18 protein-coding genes and 1 tRNA gene are annotated in these 18,023 nt (G+C 63.3%); 15 read left to right on the top strand and 4 right to left on the bottom strand.

All coding sequences use genetic code 11. The annotated features are described in order from the left end of the window. Nucleotides 1-61: 61 nt before the first annotated feature. The 9 genes from OEG79_RS14825 (at nt 62) to OEG79_RS14865 (ending at nt 7,568) form a co-directional block, all read left to right on the top strand. Nucleotides 62-1,528: a sensor domain-containing diguanylate cyclase gene (locus OEG79_RS14825; protein ID WP_264145744.1), complete on the top strand. Its 1,467-nt coding sequence runs from the start codon at nt 62-64 to the stop codon at nt 1,526-1,528. Then, nucleotides 1,528-1,734 carry a cysteine-rich CWC family protein gene (locus OEG79_RS14830; RefSeq protein WP_264145745.1) on the top strand — a complete coding sequence of 69 codons (207 nt, stop codon included), beginning with the start codon at nt 1,528-1,530 and terminating at the stop codon, nt 1,732-1,734. Before OEG79_RS14825 ends, OEG79_RS14830 begins: the two co-directional genes overlap by 1 nt. 3 nt (nt 1,735-1,737) lie before the next feature. Further along, nucleotides 1,738-2,430, top strand: coding sequence for a pseudouridine synthase (locus OEG79_RS14835; protein ID WP_264145746.1), 693 nt, complete (start codon nt 1,738-1,740; stop codon nt 2,428-2,430). Nucleotides 2,431-2,816: 386 nt separating this feature from the next. Then, nucleotides 2,817-3,704, top strand: a complete 888-nt coding sequence (locus tag OEG79_RS14840; protein ID WP_264145747.1) for an alpha/beta fold hydrolase — start codon at nt 2,817-2,819, stop codon at nt 3,702-3,704. A gap of 85 nt (nt 3,705-3,789) precedes the next feature. Beyond that, nucleotides 3,790-3,863: transfer RNA gene (locus OEG79_RS14845), tRNA-Gly, on the top strand. A 166-nt stretch (nt 3,864-4,029) separates the two neighbouring features. Next, on the top strand, nt 4,030-4,335 hold the full coding sequence (locus OEG79_RS14850; RefSeq protein WP_264145748.1) for a YceK/YidQ family lipoprotein: 306 nt from the start codon (nt 4,030-4,032) through the stop codon (nt 4,333-4,335). A gap of 199 nt (nt 4,336-4,534) precedes the next feature. Beyond that, on the top strand, nt 4,535-5,671 hold the full coding sequence (locus OEG79_RS14855) for a mechanosensitive ion channel family protein (RefSeq protein WP_264145749.1): 1,137 nt from the start codon (nt 4,535-4,537) through the stop codon (nt 5,669-5,671). Between the two features lie 116 nt (nt 5,672-5,787). Beyond that, nucleotides 5,788-6,450, top strand: coding sequence for a DsbA family protein (locus tag OEG79_RS14860; RefSeq protein WP_264145750.1), 663 nt, complete (start codon nt 5,788-5,790; stop codon nt 6,448-6,450). Nucleotides 6,451-6,869: 419 nt separating this feature from the next. Continuing rightward, nucleotides 6,870-7,568, top strand: coding sequence for an endonuclease I family protein (locus OEG79_RS14865; RefSeq protein ID WP_264145751.1), 699 nt, complete (start codon nt 6,870-6,872; stop codon nt 7,566-7,568). Between the two features lie 23 nt (nt 7,569-7,591). Here OEG79_RS14865 and OEG79_RS14870 read toward each other — a convergent pair whose 3' ends face one another. Further along, a complete protein-coding gene (locus OEG79_RS14870) occupies nt 7,592-7,789 on the bottom strand; it encodes a hypothetical protein (protein WP_264145752.1) in 198 nt (65 codons plus the stop codon). 73 nt (nt 7,790-7,862) lie between these two features. On the opposite strand from OEG79_RS14870, the gene OEG79_RS14875 reads away from it, so the two are divergent. Further along, nucleotides 7,863-9,383 carry a sigma-54-dependent transcriptional regulator gene (locus OEG79_RS14875; RefSeq protein WP_264145753.1) on the top strand — a complete coding sequence of 507 codons (1,521 nt, stop codon included), beginning with the start codon at nt 7,863-7,865 and terminating at the stop codon, nt 9,381-9,383. Between the two features lie 20 nt (nt 9,384-9,403). Here the strand turns inward: OEG79_RS14875 and sodC are convergent, their stop codons facing one another. Next, on the bottom strand, nt 9,404-9,955 hold the full coding sequence (sodC, locus tag OEG79_RS14880) for a superoxide dismutase [Cu-Zn] SodC (RefSeq protein WP_264145754.1): 552 nt from the start codon (nt 9,953-9,955) through the stop codon (nt 9,404-9,406). A 332-nt stretch (nt 9,956-10,287) separates the two neighbouring features. On the opposite strand from sodC, the gene gcvH reads away from it, so the two are divergent. From gcvH to gcvT, 4 genes are all read left to right on the top strand, one after another. Beyond that, a complete protein-coding gene (gcvH, locus tag OEG79_RS14885) occupies nt 10,288-10,671 on the top strand; it encodes a glycine cleavage system protein GcvH (protein ID WP_264145755.1) in 384 nt (127 codons plus the stop codon). Nucleotides 10,672-10,680: 9 nt separating this feature from the next. Next, a complete protein-coding gene (gcvP, locus tag OEG79_RS14890; protein ID WP_264145756.1) occupies nt 10,681-13,533 on the top strand; it encodes an aminomethyl-transferring glycine dehydrogenase in 2,853 nt (950 codons plus the stop codon). Nucleotides 13,534-13,730: 197 nt separating this feature from the next. Further along, nucleotides 13,731-14,984, top strand: a complete 1,254-nt coding sequence (glyA, locus tag OEG79_RS14895) for a serine hydroxymethyltransferase (RefSeq protein WP_264145757.1) — start codon at nt 13,731-13,733, stop codon at nt 14,982-14,984. A 69-nt stretch (nt 14,985-15,053) separates the two neighbouring features. Beyond that, nucleotides 15,054-16,178 carry a glycine cleavage system aminomethyltransferase GcvT gene (gene gcvT, locus OEG79_RS14900; RefSeq protein WP_264145758.1) on the top strand — a complete coding sequence of 375 codons (1,125 nt, stop codon included), beginning with the start codon at nt 15,054-15,056 and terminating at the stop codon, nt 16,176-16,178. Nucleotides 16,179-16,270: 92 nt separating this feature from the next. On the opposite strand, the gene OEG79_RS14905 is transcribed toward gcvT, so the two are convergent. Further along, nucleotides 16,271-16,849, bottom strand: a complete 579-nt coding sequence (locus OEG79_RS14905) for an NADPH-dependent FMN reductase (RefSeq protein WP_264145759.1) — start codon at nt 16,847-16,849, stop codon at nt 16,271-16,273. A 77-nt stretch (nt 16,850-16,926) separates the two neighbouring features. Here OEG79_RS14905 and soxR point away from each other — a divergent pair, with 77 nt between their 5' ends. Further along, a complete protein-coding gene (gene soxR / locus OEG79_RS14910; protein WP_264145760.1) occupies nt 16,927-17,385 on the top strand; it encodes a redox-sensitive transcriptional activator SoxR in 459 nt (152 codons plus the stop codon). Here the strand turns inward: soxR and OEG79_RS14915 are convergent. After that, nucleotides 17,382-17,777: a 5-carboxymethyl-2-hydroxymuconate Delta-isomerase gene (locus tag OEG79_RS14915; protein ID WP_264145761.1), complete on the bottom strand. Its 396-nt coding sequence runs from the start codon at nt 17,775-17,777 to the stop codon at nt 17,382-17,384. The two genes, soxR and OEG79_RS14915, sit on opposite strands and share 4 nt — an antisense overlap. Nucleotides 17,778-18,023: the final 246 nt, after the last annotated feature.

Here is an 18,023-nt window from a genome sequence, read left to right on the forward strand (position 1 = left end):
CTGGCGCTGTCCCCGCACAAGCGGATAGCATCACGCCATCAGCCCACCCCCGGATTCATCCATGTCCCTGCGCCCCAAATGGCAAACGCAAACGTCGCTGGTGTTAGTGCTTCTGTTTCTCCTGGGCAGCGGTTTCCTCACCACTTCACTGCTGAGTTATTACGCCTCACGCGATTCGATTCGCAACAGCATCATCAACACCGAGCTGCCGCTGACCTCCGATACCGTCTACTCGGAAATCCAGAAAGACCTGGTACGCCCGACCCTCATCTCCTCGATGATGGCCCGCGATACCTTCCTGCGTGACTGGGTGCTGGCCGGCGAGCAGGACACCGGGCAGGTGACCCGCTACCTGCGCGAGGTGCAGGAGCACTACGGCGCCTTCACCAGCTTCTTCGTCTCCGACAGGAGCAGCACCTACTACCAGGCCAAGGGTGTGCTCAAGCAGGTCAGGCCAGACGCGACGCGTGACATCTGGTATTACCGGGTGCGCGACATGGCCGAGCCTTACGAGATCAACGTCGACGTCGACCTGGCCAACGCCGATATCCTGACCATCTTCATCAACTACAAGGTGCTCGACTACGACGGCAACTTCATCGGAGCGACCGGCGTCGGCCTTGCCGTCGATACGGTGGTCAAGCTGATCGACGACTACCAGCAGCGCTATGAACGCAGCGTCTACTTCGTCGACACCACGGGGCGCATCACCCTCACCGGCACCCACGGCGGGCCGCAGGGCGCGCGGGTCGGCGACAGGCTGGCCGACATTCCCGGCCTGGACAACCTGATGGAGAAACTGCCAACCCCGCAGAGTGGCCAGTTCGAATATCAGCAACAGGGCCGCGAACACTTCCTCAACGTGCGCTATATCCCCGAGCTGGAGTGGTACCTGTTCGTCGACAAGCAGGACAAGGCGCTGGCCGGCATCCGTCAGGGGCTCTACATCAACCTGCTGCTCTGCCTGCTGGTCACCCTCATCGTTCTCGTGCTGGTAAGCCTGGTATTTCGTCGCTATCGACAGCGCATCGCCGCACTGGCCACCATCGACAGCCTTACCGAGCTGCCCAACCGCCGCGGTTTCGACATCCTCGCCGAGCAGGCCATGCAGGAGGCGCAACGCGACAGCAGCCCGCTGTGCGCTGTCATGCTGGACCTGGACCACTTCAAGCAGGTCAATGACCGTCATGGCCACCTGACCGGCGACGATGTGCTGCGCCGCTTCGCCGATCGCTTGCGCGCTAAGCTGCGTCAGTCCGACATTCTCTGCCGCTGGGGTGGCGAAGAATTCATCCTGCTGCTGAAGAACACCGCCCTTCACACCGCCCACGAGCTCGCCGAAAAGCTGCGGCAGCATTGCGCCGACCAGCGCTACCCGGTGGGCGGTGAGACATTGCAGGTCACCGTCAGCCTGGGGCTCAGCCAGTACCAGGCCGGCGAAAGCCTGCACACCCTGCTCGGCCGAACCGACCGCGCCCTGTACCGTGCCAAGCAGGCCGGGCGTAACCGCGTCTGTGAAGAACACTGATGGACACCGACCGCTGCCCGCTATGCGGCAAGGCCAACCAGTGCAGCATCGCAGCCGGACGCAGCGATGAACCCTGCTGGTGCTTCGGCGCGCAGATCGACCCCGCCGCGTTGCAGCGCCTGACGCCCGAGCAGCGTAACCAGGCCTGCCTGTGCCCGGCCTGCGCCGTTGCCGTACAAACTGCCGAACGCCGCGGGCCCGACTGAGTCATGCGCCTGGATCGCTTTCTCAGTAACTTCCCGCGCTTCAGCCGTCAGGACAGCCGCCTGCTGATCAGCGCCGGCCGTCTGCGTGTGGATGGAGAGGTCATCGTTGATCCACGCTTCGACATCCGCGACTTCCAGCGCGTGGAGCTGGACGACGAACTGCTGCAGGCCGGGCACAGCGCGCGCTACTGGATGCTGCACAAGCCGGTCGGTGTGGTCAGCGCCACCGAACACGATGAACACCGCACCGTGCTCGACCTGCTGGATGAGCCGGACAAGCACGACCTGCACCTGGCCGGACGCCTCGACCTGAACACCAGCGGCCTGCTGCTGATCACCAACGACGGGCGCTGGTCGCGGCGCATCACCCAGCCGCAGCAGCGCAAACCCAAGGTCTACCACGTCACCACCGAGCAGCCGATCACCGGGGAATACGCCGAGGTCTTCGCCCGTGGCCTGTACTTCGCCTACGAGAATCTCACCACCCTGCCCGCCCATCTCGAACTGCTCAGCAGCCACGAAGCGCGCCTGACCCTGTTCGAGGGCCGTTACCATCAGGTCAAGCGCATGTTCGGCCACTTCCGCAATCGTGTGATCGCCTTGCACCGCGAAAGCATGGGCGAAATCGTCCTCGACCCGCGGCTCGCCCCTGGCCAGTACCGCGCCTTGACCGCAGCGGAAGTTGCCAGCGTCTGAACGCCCGAGTACAACGCCAGAACCCGACCAACGGTCGGCCCAAACCGCGATAAAGATGTGACTCGCGCTTGCGTGGCTGCAAGGCAGCTGCTTGAATCGAACCATAAGCCGCGAAATGACCGAATGGTCACTACGAGGTAACTAAGCCTTCTTCAGTTGCTGGCGCCCTGCGCCGACTGGATTCCTGCCTGGTAACACCGTCCTCTCCAATGCCCTGAAAAGCCCTGGAGCGCTCGTCTGTTTCGATCCTGACTGTTTGAAATTCAATACGTATAAAAACCTCCAGTCTGACATCAAGCTGTCACGCTCAGGCGCTTTTCTGACTGCTCAAACCAACGCGAACGGCCACCCGCTCGCCTTGCTCATTTGCGCCAGGAGGAAACGACATGAGGCCAGAAACCGCAGTCGTCGAGATCAACAGGAAGCACAAGGTCCATACGGAGTTCTACGGCAACCCGGCAGCAAGCAAGACCATCATCCTGGTCAATGGCTCCCTGGCGACCACCACCTCGTTCGCGCAAACGGTCAAGTACCTGCAACCGCAGTTCAACGTCGTGGCCTTCGACCAGCCCTATGCCGGCCAGTCGAAGTCGCACAACAGCGACTTCACCCCCATCAGCAAGGAAGACGAAGCGGCCATTCTGCTCAAGCTGATCGACCACTACGGCGCCAACTACCTGATGTCCTTCTCCTGGGGCGGCGTCGCCTCCATGCTCGCCCTGGCCCAGCGCCCGGCGACGCTGGAAAAGGCGGCGATCTGCTCCTTCTCGCCGATCCTCAACGTGCCGATGCTAGACTATCTGCACAAGGGCCTGCGCTTCCTGGGCGCGGTGGATCGCGACAACATTGCCCTGCTGGTCAACAGCACCATCGGCAAACACCTGCCATCGCTGTTCAAGCGCTTCAACCACAAGCACATCAGCACCCTGGACGAGCACGAGTACCGGCAGATGTACGCGCACATCAAGCAGGTACTGAACATGGAGGCGCACTGCCGCATGGAGTGCCTGCAGGCCATCGACATCCAGCTGCTGTTCGTCAACGGCGAGCGCGACGAATACACCTCGGTGGAAGACGCCTGCCTGTTCGCCCAGCACATCGACAGCGCCCAGTTCGCCGTGATCGACGATGCCGGGCACTTCCTCGACATGGAACACAAGGCCGCCTGGCTGCAGACCCAGAGCGTGCTGCTGGACTTCTTCAACGCGCCTAGCAAACGCCTGCAACTGCCGGTCAAAGGCGACCTGCGCGAGCTACAGGCGATGGCGGTATGAGCCTGCCCAAAGGCGAACCGGCTGAACGACCAGCTCCGGTTCGCCCTTCATTTTCGCCGCAGCTTCCGGTATAAAGGCACCCGCTGCGGGTGTCGTATAATGGTAATACCCTAGCTTCCCAAGCTAGAGCCGTGGGTTCGATTCCCATCACCCGCTCCAGACAGCCAAGCAAAAGCCCCGTCATCACTGACGGGGCTTTTTCGTTTCTGCTGGGTGAACCTCTGCACATCTCCGGATTGAGGTGGCGTACTGAAGTTGTGACATCACGCTGAGGTGCGTACTCTGCGGCGCGGCCAGGGTGGCCTCAGTTGGAAAAGGATGTCTCATGCTCAAACCTATCTATCGAATCTTCGCGCTGTCCGTTCTCGTGAGCGCGGTCGCCGGTTGCGGCACGCTGTTCGGGCGAAATGGCAGTTACTACGGTCCCGATTACTACTCTGGCACTGCATACGACTTCGGCGTTCTGTTCGGGTCTGACGAAGTCAATCGCGGGTACTTTCCGGCCACGGCCTGGTGCTGGCTATCAGTCGTTTGCCCGGTACTGACGGTTTTCTCACTGCCTGTGGACGCCGCTGTCGATACCGTCATGCTCCCGCATGACATCCATCAGGCGAACAAACCAATCCAGTAATCCCAGGTCCGAAGAAGCCCATGCCGTCTTGTGCTGTCAGCACGCAAATCCAGGCAGCTCTTCGCCTTGCATAAAAGGCCACCCACGCAAGGCCGACATTCTCAGCGGGCCAAAGCCAGGACCACTCGCCCTTTCCCCGGAACTTCTCCACCTCAACACCGCCAGAAACCTATATGCATCTTTCTGGAGGCCCATAGCGATGGAACAGTGGAACATCTGGCTTGACCGCAATCTCTGGCTCAACGTGGCAATCGTGGTGGTGGCCACGGCGCTGATTTACAGCGTGTTGCGGGCTGTGGTCGGTGCTGTGCATAGGCGGCTGATGGCCTGGTCGAAGGATCAGGACGGCAGTTGGCCGCACTTCGTCGCCGTGGTGATCGGTCGTACCAGCCGGCTGTTGCTGCTGGCGTTTTCCCTGTTGCTGGCGCTGCGCCTGCCAGAGCTGCCCGGCAGCTGGCAAAGCGCGTTGAGCCATACCTGGTTCGTTGCCCTCGCCCTGCAGGTCGCGCTATGGGTCGACAGTGGTGTGCGCCTATGGTCGCGCAGCCTGGTGATGGGCAAGAGCGGCGGCGGTCACTACAACCCGGTAATGACCACCATCATCAGCATCATGATCCTGATCGTGGTGTGGTCAGTGATGCTGCTGTCGATCCTGGCCAACCTGGGCGTGGATATCACCGCGCTGGTGGCCAGCCTGGGGGTCGGCGGTATCGCCGTGGCGCTGGCGGTGCAGACGGTGCTCAGCGATGTGTTCGCCTCGCTGTCGATCGGCGTCGACAAGCCCTTCGAGATCGGCGATTTCGTGGTATTCGGCGAGGTGGCCGGGACCATCGAGCATATCGGCCTGAAGACCACGCGCATTCGCAGCCTCAGCGGCGAGCAGGTGGTGTGCGCCAACGCCGATCTGCTGCGGCAGATCGTGCACAACTACAAGCGCATGAATACCCGCCGCATCGTCTTCAAGTTCGGCATCAACTACGACACGCCAAGCGACAAGGTTCGCCAGGTTGCCGAACGAGTCGGCGACATCATACGTGCCACGCCGAAGACGATTTTCGACCGTGCGCACTTCCTCGGTTTTGACGAGAGTCAACTGACCTTCGAGGTCGTGTATATCGTGCAGAGCTCGGACTACAACCAGTACATGGACATTCAACAGGAGATCAACCTGCAGTTGCTCGACGCCCTGCGCGAACTGGATGTGCGCTTCGCCCTGCCCCGCCGCGACCTGCGCCTGGTAGGCGAGAGGATGCCTACCATCAAGGTTGCCGGCCTGCCGTCGCAGACCGAGCCCGAGCACAATGAGCAGGATCAACGCTTGCCGAAGTTCAGCTAGCGGCCGGTCCGGCCTTGCGCAGCCGATTCGCTCGGTTTTCGCAACAAAGCCGTGACCGTTACGCCGTATATCCGCGCATAACGCAACGATAGAGTGGGCGTAAAGGAGACTCGCCCATGTCTACGACAACTCTCGAACTGCAATACTTCTTCGATCCGCTCTGCGGCTGGTGCTACGCAAGCGCCCCCGCGCTGGCAGGCCTGGCCAAACAGCATGGCGCTGCACTGCGGATGATGCCGACAGGCCTGTTCATGCAGCCTCGCCCTACGGCGCTGATTGCCGAATATGCCTGGCAGAACGATCAGCTCATCACCACGCTCACCGGCCAACGCTTCAGCGAGGCCTATCGGCTACAGGTTCTGGAAGCAGCCAATGGCGTATTCGATTCGACGCCGCTTACTCGGGCACTGACCGCACTGGGCGAGCAGAATGCCGTGTTGCAAGCGCAGGTGTTGCACGTCGCACAGCACACCCGTTACGTCGATGGTGTGGATACCAGCCAGGCGGAGGCAGTCGCGCAGATTGTCGCGGACGCGGCCCACAGCGCCGGGCGAGACCTGAACCCTGACGAGTTCGCCGCACGTCTGCGCGAGGATGAATTCCTGGCCGAAGCTACCGCGCGCCGCGTTGACCTGGCCCAACAGGCGATGCGCGCTCTGCCGCCCGGCGGCGTGCCGCAATTGCTGGCCCGGGTCGATGGCGAACCTCATGTCTTCGCCGGGCAGCAGCTGTATGGCGGCCCGCAACGGCTGCTGGAACGGATCCAGTCATTGCTCTGACGACTCATGGGCCCCTCCACAGGCTGGCCACCAAAGCAGTCATGCAGCCGAAAACTATCCAACACGCTCAACATCCACGCGCTTGCCAGAGGGGCTATTCGCCGTTTTATACGTCCCCCTCTGCATCGCTTGTCGCCTGCCAGGCGATTGCGCTGTCTATTTGACAGGTTTTACGTCCTTGACAGGCTGCTCGCCCTTTGCGGCAGGTGACCGTGAATCCGGCATCGCCCACGCCGGACGATGGGCGAGCCTGCGAACGTGGCCATAGTGCGCAGACCATCACCGCCTCGTCTTCCGGCAACGCTTGAGAGTCGGCGCCCTGGCTCTCTGCCAAGGGCGCTTTGCCACCATATAAGCCGTTGAAAAACATGAATTTTCCATCTTCACACAGGGAGCGGTGACAGCTACCCTGCCGCCCCATGATTCGACGCCTCCTGCCCCTGCTCTGCTGTTTCACAGCCCTTTCCCTGCACGCCGCACCCTCCACCTTCGCCGAGGCCAAGCGCCTGGCCTGGCCGCTGTACGCGCAGCAATCCACCGAGTTCTATTGCGGCTGCAAGTACAGCGGCAATCGGGTCGACCTGCGTTCCTGTGGCTATACGCCGCGCAAGAATGCCAATCGCGCCCAGCGCATCGAGTGGGAACATATCGTCCCGGCCTGGGTGATCGGCCATCAGCGCCAGTGCTGGCAGAAAGGCGGACGCAAGAACTGCACAGCCAACGATGCGCAGTTCCGCAAGGCCGAGGCCGATATGCACAATCTGGTGCCGAGCATCGGCGAGGTGAATGGCGACCGCAGCAACTACAGCTTCGCCTGGCTGCCGCAGAAACCGCATCAGTACGGACGCTGCGAGACGGTGGTGGACTTCAAGGCGCGCAAGGTGATGCCGCGCCCGGCCATCCGCGGGATGATCGCGCGCACCTATTTCTACATGGCCGACCGCTACAAGCTGCGCCTGTCGAAACAGGACCGCAAACTCTATGAAGCCTGGAGCAAGGCCTATCCACCCAAGGCCTGGGAGCAGCAGCGCAACCAGCAGGTGGCCTGCGTGATGGGCTGGGGCAACCCCTATGTGGGCAAGGTGGACATGAGCCGCTGTACCCGCAAGCGCGCGTAGGCAGCCCGGCAATCCGGGAATGGCTAGGAAAGACGCTGCAGCTCGCGCCGCACCATATTGACGAACTCCGGCGGGCTGAGCTGGTACAGCTCCTGCGCCACCCAGGGTAGCCAGCGCCCCTGCAGCTCGGCCTTGCGCGCCAACAGGCGCCGGGCCTCGGCTTCGGCGCGGGGCTGGTGCTCGCGGTGGTAGTCCGCGCGGCTCGGTTTTACTGTGCTCACGGTGTTGCCCTTTTCCTCATGTGCGGCAGAGCAGGCATAATCGCCGCCTGTTCGCTCATTTCGACCATCATCAATGCGCATCCACGTCAGCTTCATCGACCGCGTCGGCATCACCCAGGAAGTCCTGGCGCTGCTTGGCGGGCGCAATCTGAACCTCGATGCGGTGGAGATGGTACCGCCAAACGTCTACATCGACGCACCGACCCTGAGCGCCGATGTACTCGAAGAGTTGCGCGGCGCACTGTTGCAGGTGCACGGCGTACAGAGCGTTGAAGTGGTGGACATTCTTCCCGGCCAGCGCCACCGCCTGCAGCTCGATGCCCTGCTCGCGGCCATGCCCGACCCGGTGCTGGCGGTGGACAATCGCGCCACGGTGCTGCTGGCCAACCCGGCACTGATCGACATCTGCGAGCGTCAACCCGAGGGGCTGAGCATTGCTGCGTTGTTCGCCGATGATGCGCTGCAGGACTCGCTGCTTGCCGCCGGCTTTCATCAGCCGCTGCGCGAGGTGCATTTTGCCGGCCAGCCGCTGCTGCTCGATGCCCAGCCGATCACCGAAGACGGCCGCCTGACCGGCGGTTTGCTCACCCTCTACGCACCGAGCCGTATGGGCCAGCGTCTGGCGGCGCTGCACCATGACCATGCCGAGGGCTTCGACTCGCTGCTCGGCGAATCCGCGCCGATCCGCGCACTCAAGGCCCGCGCCCTGCGCGTGGCCTCGCTCGATGCACCACTGCTGATCCACGGCGAAACCGGTACCGGCAAGGAACTGGTGGCACGCGCCTGTCATACCGCCAGCGTGCGCCGCACCGCGCCGTTCCTGGCGCTTAACTGCGCCGCCCTGCCGGAGAACCTGGCCGAGAGCGAGCTGTTCGGTTATGCCCCCGGCGCCTTTACCGGCGCCCAGCGCGGCGGCAAGCCGGGGCTGCTGGAGCTGGCCAACCAGGGCACGGTGTTTCTCGACGAGATCGGCGAAATGTCGCCCTATCTGCAGGCCAAGCTGCTGCGCTTTCTCAGCGACGGCAGCTTCCGCCGCGTCGGGGGCGACCGTGAGGTGAAGGTGGACGTGCGCATCCTCAGCGCCACCCACCGCGACCTGGAAAAGATGGTGGCCGAAGGCAGCTTCCGCGAGGACCTGTTCTACCGCCTCAACGTCCTCAACCTGGAAGTGCCGCCACTGCGCGAGCGCGGCCAGGACATCCTGCTGCTGGCACAGCATTTCATGGCCCAGGCCTGCGCGCAGATCCAGCGCCTGCCCTGCCGCCTGGCACCGACCACTTTCCCTGCGCTGCTGGCCGGGCGCTGGCCGGGCAACGTGCGCCAGTTGCAGAACGTGATCTTCCGCGCCGCCGCAATCTGCGACAGCAACTGGGTGGAAATAGACGACCTGGATATCGCCGGCACCGAAGTGGCGCCGAGGGTGGAAGGGGAAATCGTCAGCCTGGAACAGGCCATGGACGAGTACGAGAAGGCGCTGCTGGAGAAGCTCTACGACAGCCATCCATCCAGTCGCCAGTTGGCCGTGCGCCTGGGCACCTCGCACACGGCCATTGCCAAGCGCCTGCGCAAGTACGGAATACCGGGCAAGCACTGACACTCGCCCGGCTGCAGGCCTCAGATCGGCGTGGTGCTGGTCGGCACCTTGATCACTCCACAGGCCACGCGGGCACCACCGCCGCCCAACGGCTGTGGATGATCGGCATGGTTGTCACCGCCGGCATGAATCATCAACACACGGTTGTGCAGGTCCTGCAGACGCTTGAGTCGCGGCGCCAGCACGGGCTGGCTGGCCTTGCCGTCCCCGCTTACCAGCAGTGCGGGCAGATCCCCCAGATGGGCATCGTCTTCCCAGGGAAAACCGTGGCGCCCGGTTTTTTCCGGGTCCCAGTGACCACCCGCCGCGCCGGCCGGAGTCAGCTTGCCGTCCACTTCTGCCGCGGCGCAATTGGCTTCGGTGTGCACGTGAAAACCATGGATACCGGGTTCCAGCCCCTGCAGGTCAGGAGTGAACACCAGTCCGTAGGGCGACTGACTGATGGTTACGGTGCCGACCGATGCGCCAGTACCTTTCTCGGAAGCCTGCTCGAGCGTAACGGTAAGCGTCTCGCTGGCCTGCAGACTGGTGGCACCAAGCAGCGCGAACGCCAGGGGAATCAGGGGTTTCATGATTGTTCCATCTCCTTGTCGATAAAGCCTTCCTGTTACCGACCGCCATAATGTCTGAGCGGTTCCCAATGCCGACTGTATCGTTTTCATTCCACCGTAACGATATGACAACAAAGACTCCCAAGCCGCGTCCCGCCTCGCACGACCTCGACTTTTCCATTTGCGACGCATTGTTTCGTATCGATATCGTTCCAGGTAATTGCATACAAGCGTCATAATTATATTTAACTTATTGATTTAATTAGTTTTTTTACCATTGGCACTCGCATTGCAAACGCCTCCAGACCTGCCCGCCACCCAGAAGCGGACACCTTTACCCCTGAGGAGTTGACATGAGCGAGTTGCGTTTCACTGCCGATCACGAATGGCTGCGTCTGGACAACGATGGTCTGGTCACCGTCGGCATCACCCACTACGCCCAGGATGCTCTCGGCGACGTGGTTTATGTGCAACTGCCGGAAGCCAAGTCCTACGCCCAGGGCGAGGAAGTGGCCGTACTGGAATCGGTCAAGGCTGCCAGCAACATCGTCATGCCGCTGGACGGCGAGATCGTCGAGGTCAACTCCGAGCTGGAAGGCAGCCCGGAGCTGGTCAACGAATCGCCGCTGGACAAGGCCTGGTTCTTCCGCATGCGCCTGGCCGACAACGCCGTGCTCGCCGACCTGCTCGACCAGAGCGGCTATGATCGTCTGTTGAACGCCAACGCCGACGCCTGAGTGATCGCCATGACCAAGCTCGATACCCAGAACGAATTCATCGCCCGCCACATCGGTCCGCGCGATGCCGACACCGCAGCCATGCTGCAACTGCTCGGCTACGACTCGGTCGATGCGCTGACCAATGCCGTGATCCCCGAGAGCATCAAGGGCACCAGCATCCTCGGCGAGCAACTGGGCCTGTCGGAAGCCGACGCCCTGGCCAGGATCAAGGCCATCGCAGCCAAGAACAAGCAGTTCAAGAACTACATCGGCCAGGGTTACTACGGCACTCACACGCCGAGCCCGATCCTGCGCAACCTGCTGGAAAACCCGGCCTGGTACACCGCCTACACTCCGTACCAGCCGGAGATTTCCCAGGGTCGCCTGGAAGCGCTGCTGAACTTCCAGACCCTGATCAGCGACCTGACCGGCATGCAGATCGCCAACGCCTCGCTGCTCGACGAAGCCACCGCTGCTGCCGAGGCCATGACCTTCTGCAAGCGTCTGTCGAAGAACAAGGCCGCCAACACCTTCTTCGTTTCCAAGCACTGCCACCCGCAGACCCTCGACGTGCTGCAGACCCGTGCAGCGCCCCTGGGCATCGACATCGAAGTGGGCGACGAAGCCGCCATCGGCGACGCCAGCGCCTACTTCGGCGCTCTGCTGCAGTACCCGGCGAGCAACGGTGACATCTTCGACTACCGCGCCCTGGTCGAGCGTTTCCACGCCGCCAACGCTCTGGTCGCCGTAGCCGCCGACCTGCTGGCCCTGACCCTGCTCACCCCGCCGGGCGAGTTTGGCGCAGACGTCGCCCTGGGCAGCGCCCAGCGCTTCGGTGTTCCGCTGGGCTTCGGCGGCCCGCACGCTGCCTACTTCGCCACCCGCGACGCGTTCAAGCGCGACATGCCGGGCCGCCTGGTCGGCATGTCGGTCGACCGTTTCGGCAAGCCGGCCCTGCGCCTGGCCATGCAGACCCGCGAGCAGCACATCCGCCGCGAGAAGGCCACCAGCAACATCTGTACCGCGCAGGTACTGCTGGCCAACATCGCCAGCATGTACGCCGTGTATCACGGCCCGAAAGGCCTGACCGAAATCGCTCAGCGCGTGCACAGCTTCACCGCCATCCTCGCCCTGGGTCTGACCAAGCTGGGCCACAGCGTCGAGCAGCAGCACTTCTTCGACACCCTGAGCATCAAGACCGGCGCGAAGACCGCCGAACTGCATGCCAAGGCCCGTGCCGCCGGCATCAACCTGCGCGAGATCGACGCCGAGCGCCTGGGTCTGTCGCTGGACGAAACCACCGACCAGGCTGCCGTCGAGGCGCTGCTGGCACTGTTCGCCGGTGATCAGGCGGCCCCTGCGGTCAGCGACCTCGCTGCGCAGATCGCCAGCCGTCTGCCGGAAGGCCTGCGGCGTCAGTCGGCGATCCTGCAGCACGAAGTGTTCAACCGCTATCACAGCGAAACCGAGCTGATGCGCTACCTGCGCAAGCTGGCCGACAAAGACCTGGCGCTGGACCGCAGCATGATCCCGCTGGGCTCCTGCACCATGAAGCTCAACGCCGCCAGCGAAATGCTGCCGATCACCTGGCCGGAATTCGGCAACCTGCACCCCTTCGCTCCGGTCGAGCAGGCTGCCGGCTACACCCAGCTGACCAGCGAACTGGAAGCCATGCTCTGCGCCGCCACCGGCTACGACGCCGTGTCGCTGCAGCCCAACGCCGGTTCCCAGGGCGAGTACGCCGGCCTGCTGGCCATTCGCGCCTACCACCTGAGCCGTGGCGACGATCAGCGCGACATCTGCCTGATCCCGCAATCGGCCCACGGCACCAACCCGGCGACCGCCTCCATGGCCGGCATGCGCGTAGTGGTGACCGCCTGTGACGCACGCGGCAACGTCGACATCGCCGATCTGAAGGCCAAGGCCGAAGAGCACAAGGATCGTCTGGCGGCGCTGATGATCACCTACCCGTCCACCCACGGGGTGTTCGAGGAAGGCATCCGCGAGATCTGCCAGATCATCCACGACAACGGTGGCCAGGTTTACATCGACGGCGCCAACATGAACGCCATGGTCGGCCTGTGCGCCCCGGGTCAGTTCGGCGGCGATGTCTCGCACCTGAACCTGCACAAGACCTTCTGCATCCCGCACGGCGGTGGCGGCCCGGGCGTCGGCCCGATCGGCGTCAAGTCGCATCTGGCGCCGTTCCTGCCGGGCCACAACCAGATGGCACGCAAGGAAGGTGCTGTCAGCGCCGCACCGTTCGGCAGCGCCAGCATCCTGCCGATCACCTGGATGTACATCACCATGATGGGCGGCAACGGCCTCAAGCGCGCGTCGCAGATGGCCATCCTCAACGCCAACTACATCGCCCGTCGCCTGGAAGAGCACTACCCGGTGCTGTATTCCGGCGAAGGCGGCCTGGTGGCGCACGAGTGCATCCTCGACATCCGTCCGCTCAAGGACAGCAGCGGCATCTCCGTGGACGACGTGGCCAAGCGCCTGATCGACTTCGGCTTCCATGCCCCGACCATGTCCTTCCCGGTTGCCGGTACCCTGATGATCGAGCCGACCGAGAGCGAGTCCAAGGAAGAGCTGGACCGCTTCTGCGACGCCATGATCGCCATCCGCGAGGAAATCCGCGCGGTCGAGCAGGGCCGTCTGGACAAGGACGACAACCCGCTGAAGAACGCGCCGCACACGGCCCTGGAACTGGTTGGCGAATGGCATCACGCCTACAGCCGCGAACAGGCCGTGTACCCGCTGGCAAGCCTGATCGAGGCCAAGTACTGGCCGCCGGTCGGTCGCGTGGACAACGTCTACGGCGACCGCAACCTGGTCTGCGCCTGCCCGTCCATCGAGGCGTATCAGGACGCGTAATGAGCCTCCCCTCTCCCGCTTGCGGGAGAGGGGCCGGGGGAGAGGGTAAAGCGGTTGTCTACGCCGCCCCCTCTCCCTAGCCCTCTCCCCAAGGGGAGAGGGAACCGTTCTTTCGCTTCACCCAGTTTTCTCGGCTCACCCCTTTCACCGGGGCGGGCCGAATGCATCCCGAGAAAAACGATAAAGAGGGCCTCACCATGTTCAGCAAGCACGATCAACTGCAGGGCTATGACGACGCGCTGCTCGCGGCAATCCAGGCCGAGGAACAACGCCAGGAAGACCATATCGAGCTGATCGCTTCGGAGAACTACTGCAGCCAGCGCGTCATGCAGGCGCAAGGCAGTGGCCTGACCAACAAGTACGCCGAAGGCTATCCGGGCAAGCGCTACTACGGTGGCTGCGAGCATGTGGACAAGGTCGAACAACTGGCCATCGAACGCGCCAAGCAGCTGTTCGGCGCCGACTACGCCAACGTCCAGCCGCACTCCGGCTCTTCCGCCAACAGCGCGGTGTACCTCGCGCTGCTCAATGCCGGTGACACCATCCTCGGCATGAGCCTGGCCCACGGCGGTCACCTGACCCACGGCGCCAAGGTCTCCTCCTCGGGCAAGCTGTACAACGCCGTGCAGTACGGCATCGACGAGAATGGCCTGATCGATTACGACGAGGTCGAGCGCCTGGCCGTCGAGCACAAGCCGAAGATGATCGTCGCCGGTTTCTCGGCCTACTCGCGGGTGCTGGACTTCCCCCGTTTCCGCGCCATCGCCGACAAGGTCGGTGCCCTGCTGTTCGTCGATATGGCCCACGTCGCCGGTCTGGTGGCGGCCGGTCTGTATCCGAACCCGATTCCCTTCGCCGACGTGGTCACCACCACCACGCACAAGACCCTGCGCGGTCCGCGTGGCGGCCTGATCCTGGCGCGCAAGAACGAGGAGATCGAGAAGAAGCTCAACTCCGCCGTGTTCCCGGGTGCCCAGGGCGGCCCGCTGATGCATGTGATCGCGGCCAAGGCGGTGTGCTTCAAGGAAGCGCTGGAGCTGGGCTTCAAGGCCTACCAGCAACAGGTAATCGACAACGCCCGCGCCATGGCCGAAGTGTTCGTGGAACGCGGCTATGACGTGGTTTCCGGCGGCACCGACAACCACCTGATGCTGATCAGCCTGGTCAAGCAGGGCCTGACCGGCAAGGCGGCCGACGCGGCACTGGGCGATGCTCACATCACCGTGAACAAGAATGCCGTGCCGAACGACCCGCAGTCGCCGTTCGTCACTTCCGGCATCCGTATCGGCACCCCGGCCGTGACCACCCGCGGCTTCAAGGAAGGCGAATGCCGCACCCTGGCCGGTTGGATCTGCGACATCCTCGACGATCTGGAAAACCCGGCCGTGATCGAGCGCGTGCGTGGTCAGGTCGCAGACCTGTGCACCCGCTACCCGGTCTACGCTGACTGACACCCGACGATCAACGGGCCGCACGTCGGCCCCAACCGGTGCACGCGACGCACCCAACAGGAAATCGACATGACCACTGAAAATCTCGCCAAGACTCCACTGCATGCCCTGCACATCGAACTCGGTGCGCGCATGGTGCCCTTCGCCGGCTACGACATGCCCGTGCAGTACCCGCTGGGCGTGATGAAGGAACACCTGCACACCCGCGAGGCTGCCGGCCTGTTCGACGTCTCGCACATGGGCCAGATCCTGCTGCGTGGCGAGAACGCCGCGCGCGCCCTGGAAACCCTGGTGCCGGTGGATATCATCGACCTGCCGGTTGGCATGCAGCGCTACGCCATGTTCACCGATGCCCAGGGCGGCATCCTCGACGACCTGATGGTCGCCAACCTGGGTGACGACACCCTGTATCTGGTGGTCAACGCCGCCTGCAAGGATCAGGATCTGGCCCACCTGAAGAAGCACATTGGCGAGCAGTGCCAGATCGAGAGCCTGTTCGAGGAGCGCGCCCTGCTCGCCCTGCAGGGCCCGAAGGCCGCCGAGGTGCTGGCCCGCCTGGCGCCGGAAGTGAGCAAAATGACCTTCATGCAGGTCGCCCGTGTACGCCTGCTGGGCAACGAATGCATCGTCAGTCGCAGCGGTTACACCGGCGAAGACGGCTTCGAGATTTCCGTCGCCGTCGACCAGGCCGAAGCCCAGGCTCGCAGCCTGCTGGCCGAAGCGGAAGTCGAGGCCATCGGTCTGGGTGCGCGCGACTCGCTGCGCCTGGAAGCCGGCCTGTGCCTGTACGGCCACGACATGAGCAGCGCCACCACGCCGATCGAAGCCGGCCTGCTGTGGGCCATCTCCAAGGTGCGCCGCGCCGATGGCGAGCGTGCCGGCAACTTCCCGGGCGCCGAGCGCGTGTTCGAGCAACAGCAGAAGGGCGTGGCGCGCAAGCGCGTCGGCCTGCTGCCGCAGGAGCGCGTACCGGTACGTGAAGGTGCGGAAATCGTCGATGCCGACGGCACCGTGATCGGCCAGGTGAGCAGCGGTGGCTTCGGCCCGACCCTCGGCGCACCGGTTGCCATGGGCTACGTCAATGCCAGCCATACCGCCATCGACAGCGACGTCTGGGCCGTGGTGCGCGGCAAGCACGTGGCCATGAAAGTGGCCAAGACGCCGTTCGTACCGCAGCGTTACTACCGCGGCTGATCTCCCTGCTCAGCCGGTCTTGCGCGCAGCTCCCCTCTCCCTTTCAAGGGAGAGGGGCCGGGAGAGAGGGCAGGAGACTCAGCAGATCTCAGCTATCCCCTGATCCGCTCGTAGGGCACCCGCTCGCGACCGGCGCGCAACGTCTGCGCCCACCAGTTCAACTGCACCAGCGTGTGCGCCAGCGCCGAGTTGGCCCGGCGCGGCTCGCTCAGTTGCCCCCGCTCATCGAACTGTTCCCAGGCATTGGTGAAGCTCACCGAGCCGCGTACCGTCATGGCATGCAGTTCGGCCAGCACCTGTCGCAGTTGCTCCACCGCGCGTAACCCGCCGGATACTCCGCCATAACTGACGAATCCCACTGGACGTGCCTCCCAGGCGGCCGGGACCTCGTCGATGAACTGCTTGAGCGCCGCCGGATAGCCGTGGTTGTACTCCGGAGTGACGATCAGGAAAGCGTCTGCACGCAACAACTGTTGCTGCCCACGATGGCGTTGCTCGGCCACCTCGCGTACCTCGTCTGGCTGACGGAACATCACGGCCGGATCGACCAGGCTCAGCTCGAACTCGCTGCGCTGCTCGATCTGCTCACGCGCCCAGGCCACCACCCGGTCGCAGAAGCGCTCTTCACGCACGCTGCCGTAAATCAGTACCAGTCGAATGCGATCCTGCATGGAAATGCCCTCGGTGTTGTCGATCAAGGCCAGCGAGGGTAAAACCTCAACTTAACTTGAGGTCAACAGGATTTTTCATGGACACGCATCGCGCCCTTCAAGAGCGCCCGCTGAGCGTCGGCCAGGTCGCCGAGCGCAGTGGCCTAGCAGTTTCCACGCTGCACTTCTACGAATCCAGGGGCCTGATCCAGAGCCAGCGCAATGCCGGCAATCAGCGGCGGTATCGACGTGATGTGCTGCGCCGCGTGGCGATCATCAAGGTGGCGCAGCGCCTGGGCATTCCGCTGGCCGATATCGGTGCCGCGCTGGCCACCCTGCCCTGCGATCACACCCCCACCGCCGCTGACTGGCAGAAACTGTCGGAGCAATGGCAACGCGATCTGGACGCCCGCATCGAGCAGATGACCCGGCTGCGTGACCAGCTCACCGGCTGCATCGGCTGCGGTTGTCTGTCGATGCAGGACTGCCCGCTGCGCAACCCCAGCGACGAACTTGGCGAACAGGGCAGCGGAGCACGCCTGCTGGGTAGGGATTAACCGTCCAGGCAGTTGCGCCTGTTGCTGAACACCTCACGACGAATATCGCGCACGTCCAGGGAAATCGCCGACACCTGAGGCAGGCGCTGAACCAGCGCTCGTACGATACGCCGTGACAGCGCTCGCTTGTCGTCATCGCTGCGGCCGGCCAGTACGTAGAAGATCAGATGGACGAACAGGCCCGGTTCGCCACCGACGCAATGATGCTCGTACAGGCTCAGGCGCACCTTGACCTCGCCGGGCTGGAACAGACCGCTGCCGGCAGCCTGGTCATGCACCAGCTGCAGCAACTCCCGCGGCGCGATCAGCTCACACACTTCACGGGCGGCTTCGATCAGGCAATGCGGCATGGTTAAGCCCTTGATGTCGGTGGATTTGTCATACGTTATCACACAACAACTCATATTCCAGAAGCCTGGTTCACCGACTGCAACCCTCGCCAGAGCAAAGGCCCTCCGCCCCATACACCCCACACCACGCAGAATATCGCTCAGACTTTCGTCTAGCCATGCATTGACAAGCTATAAAAATGCTGTCGATAATCCAACAAGTTGTATGACGACATATGACAAAGATAACAACAAGAATCAGGGCCAGAACATGACTATCCTCGCCTCTTCCCCAGCGCAGCAGCCCCT

It is taken from the genome of Pseudomonas sp. Z8(2022) (assembly GCF_025837155.1).
Taxonomy (GTDB): domain Bacteria; phylum Pseudomonadota; class Gammaproteobacteria; order Pseudomonadales; family Pseudomonadaceae; genus Aquipseudomonas.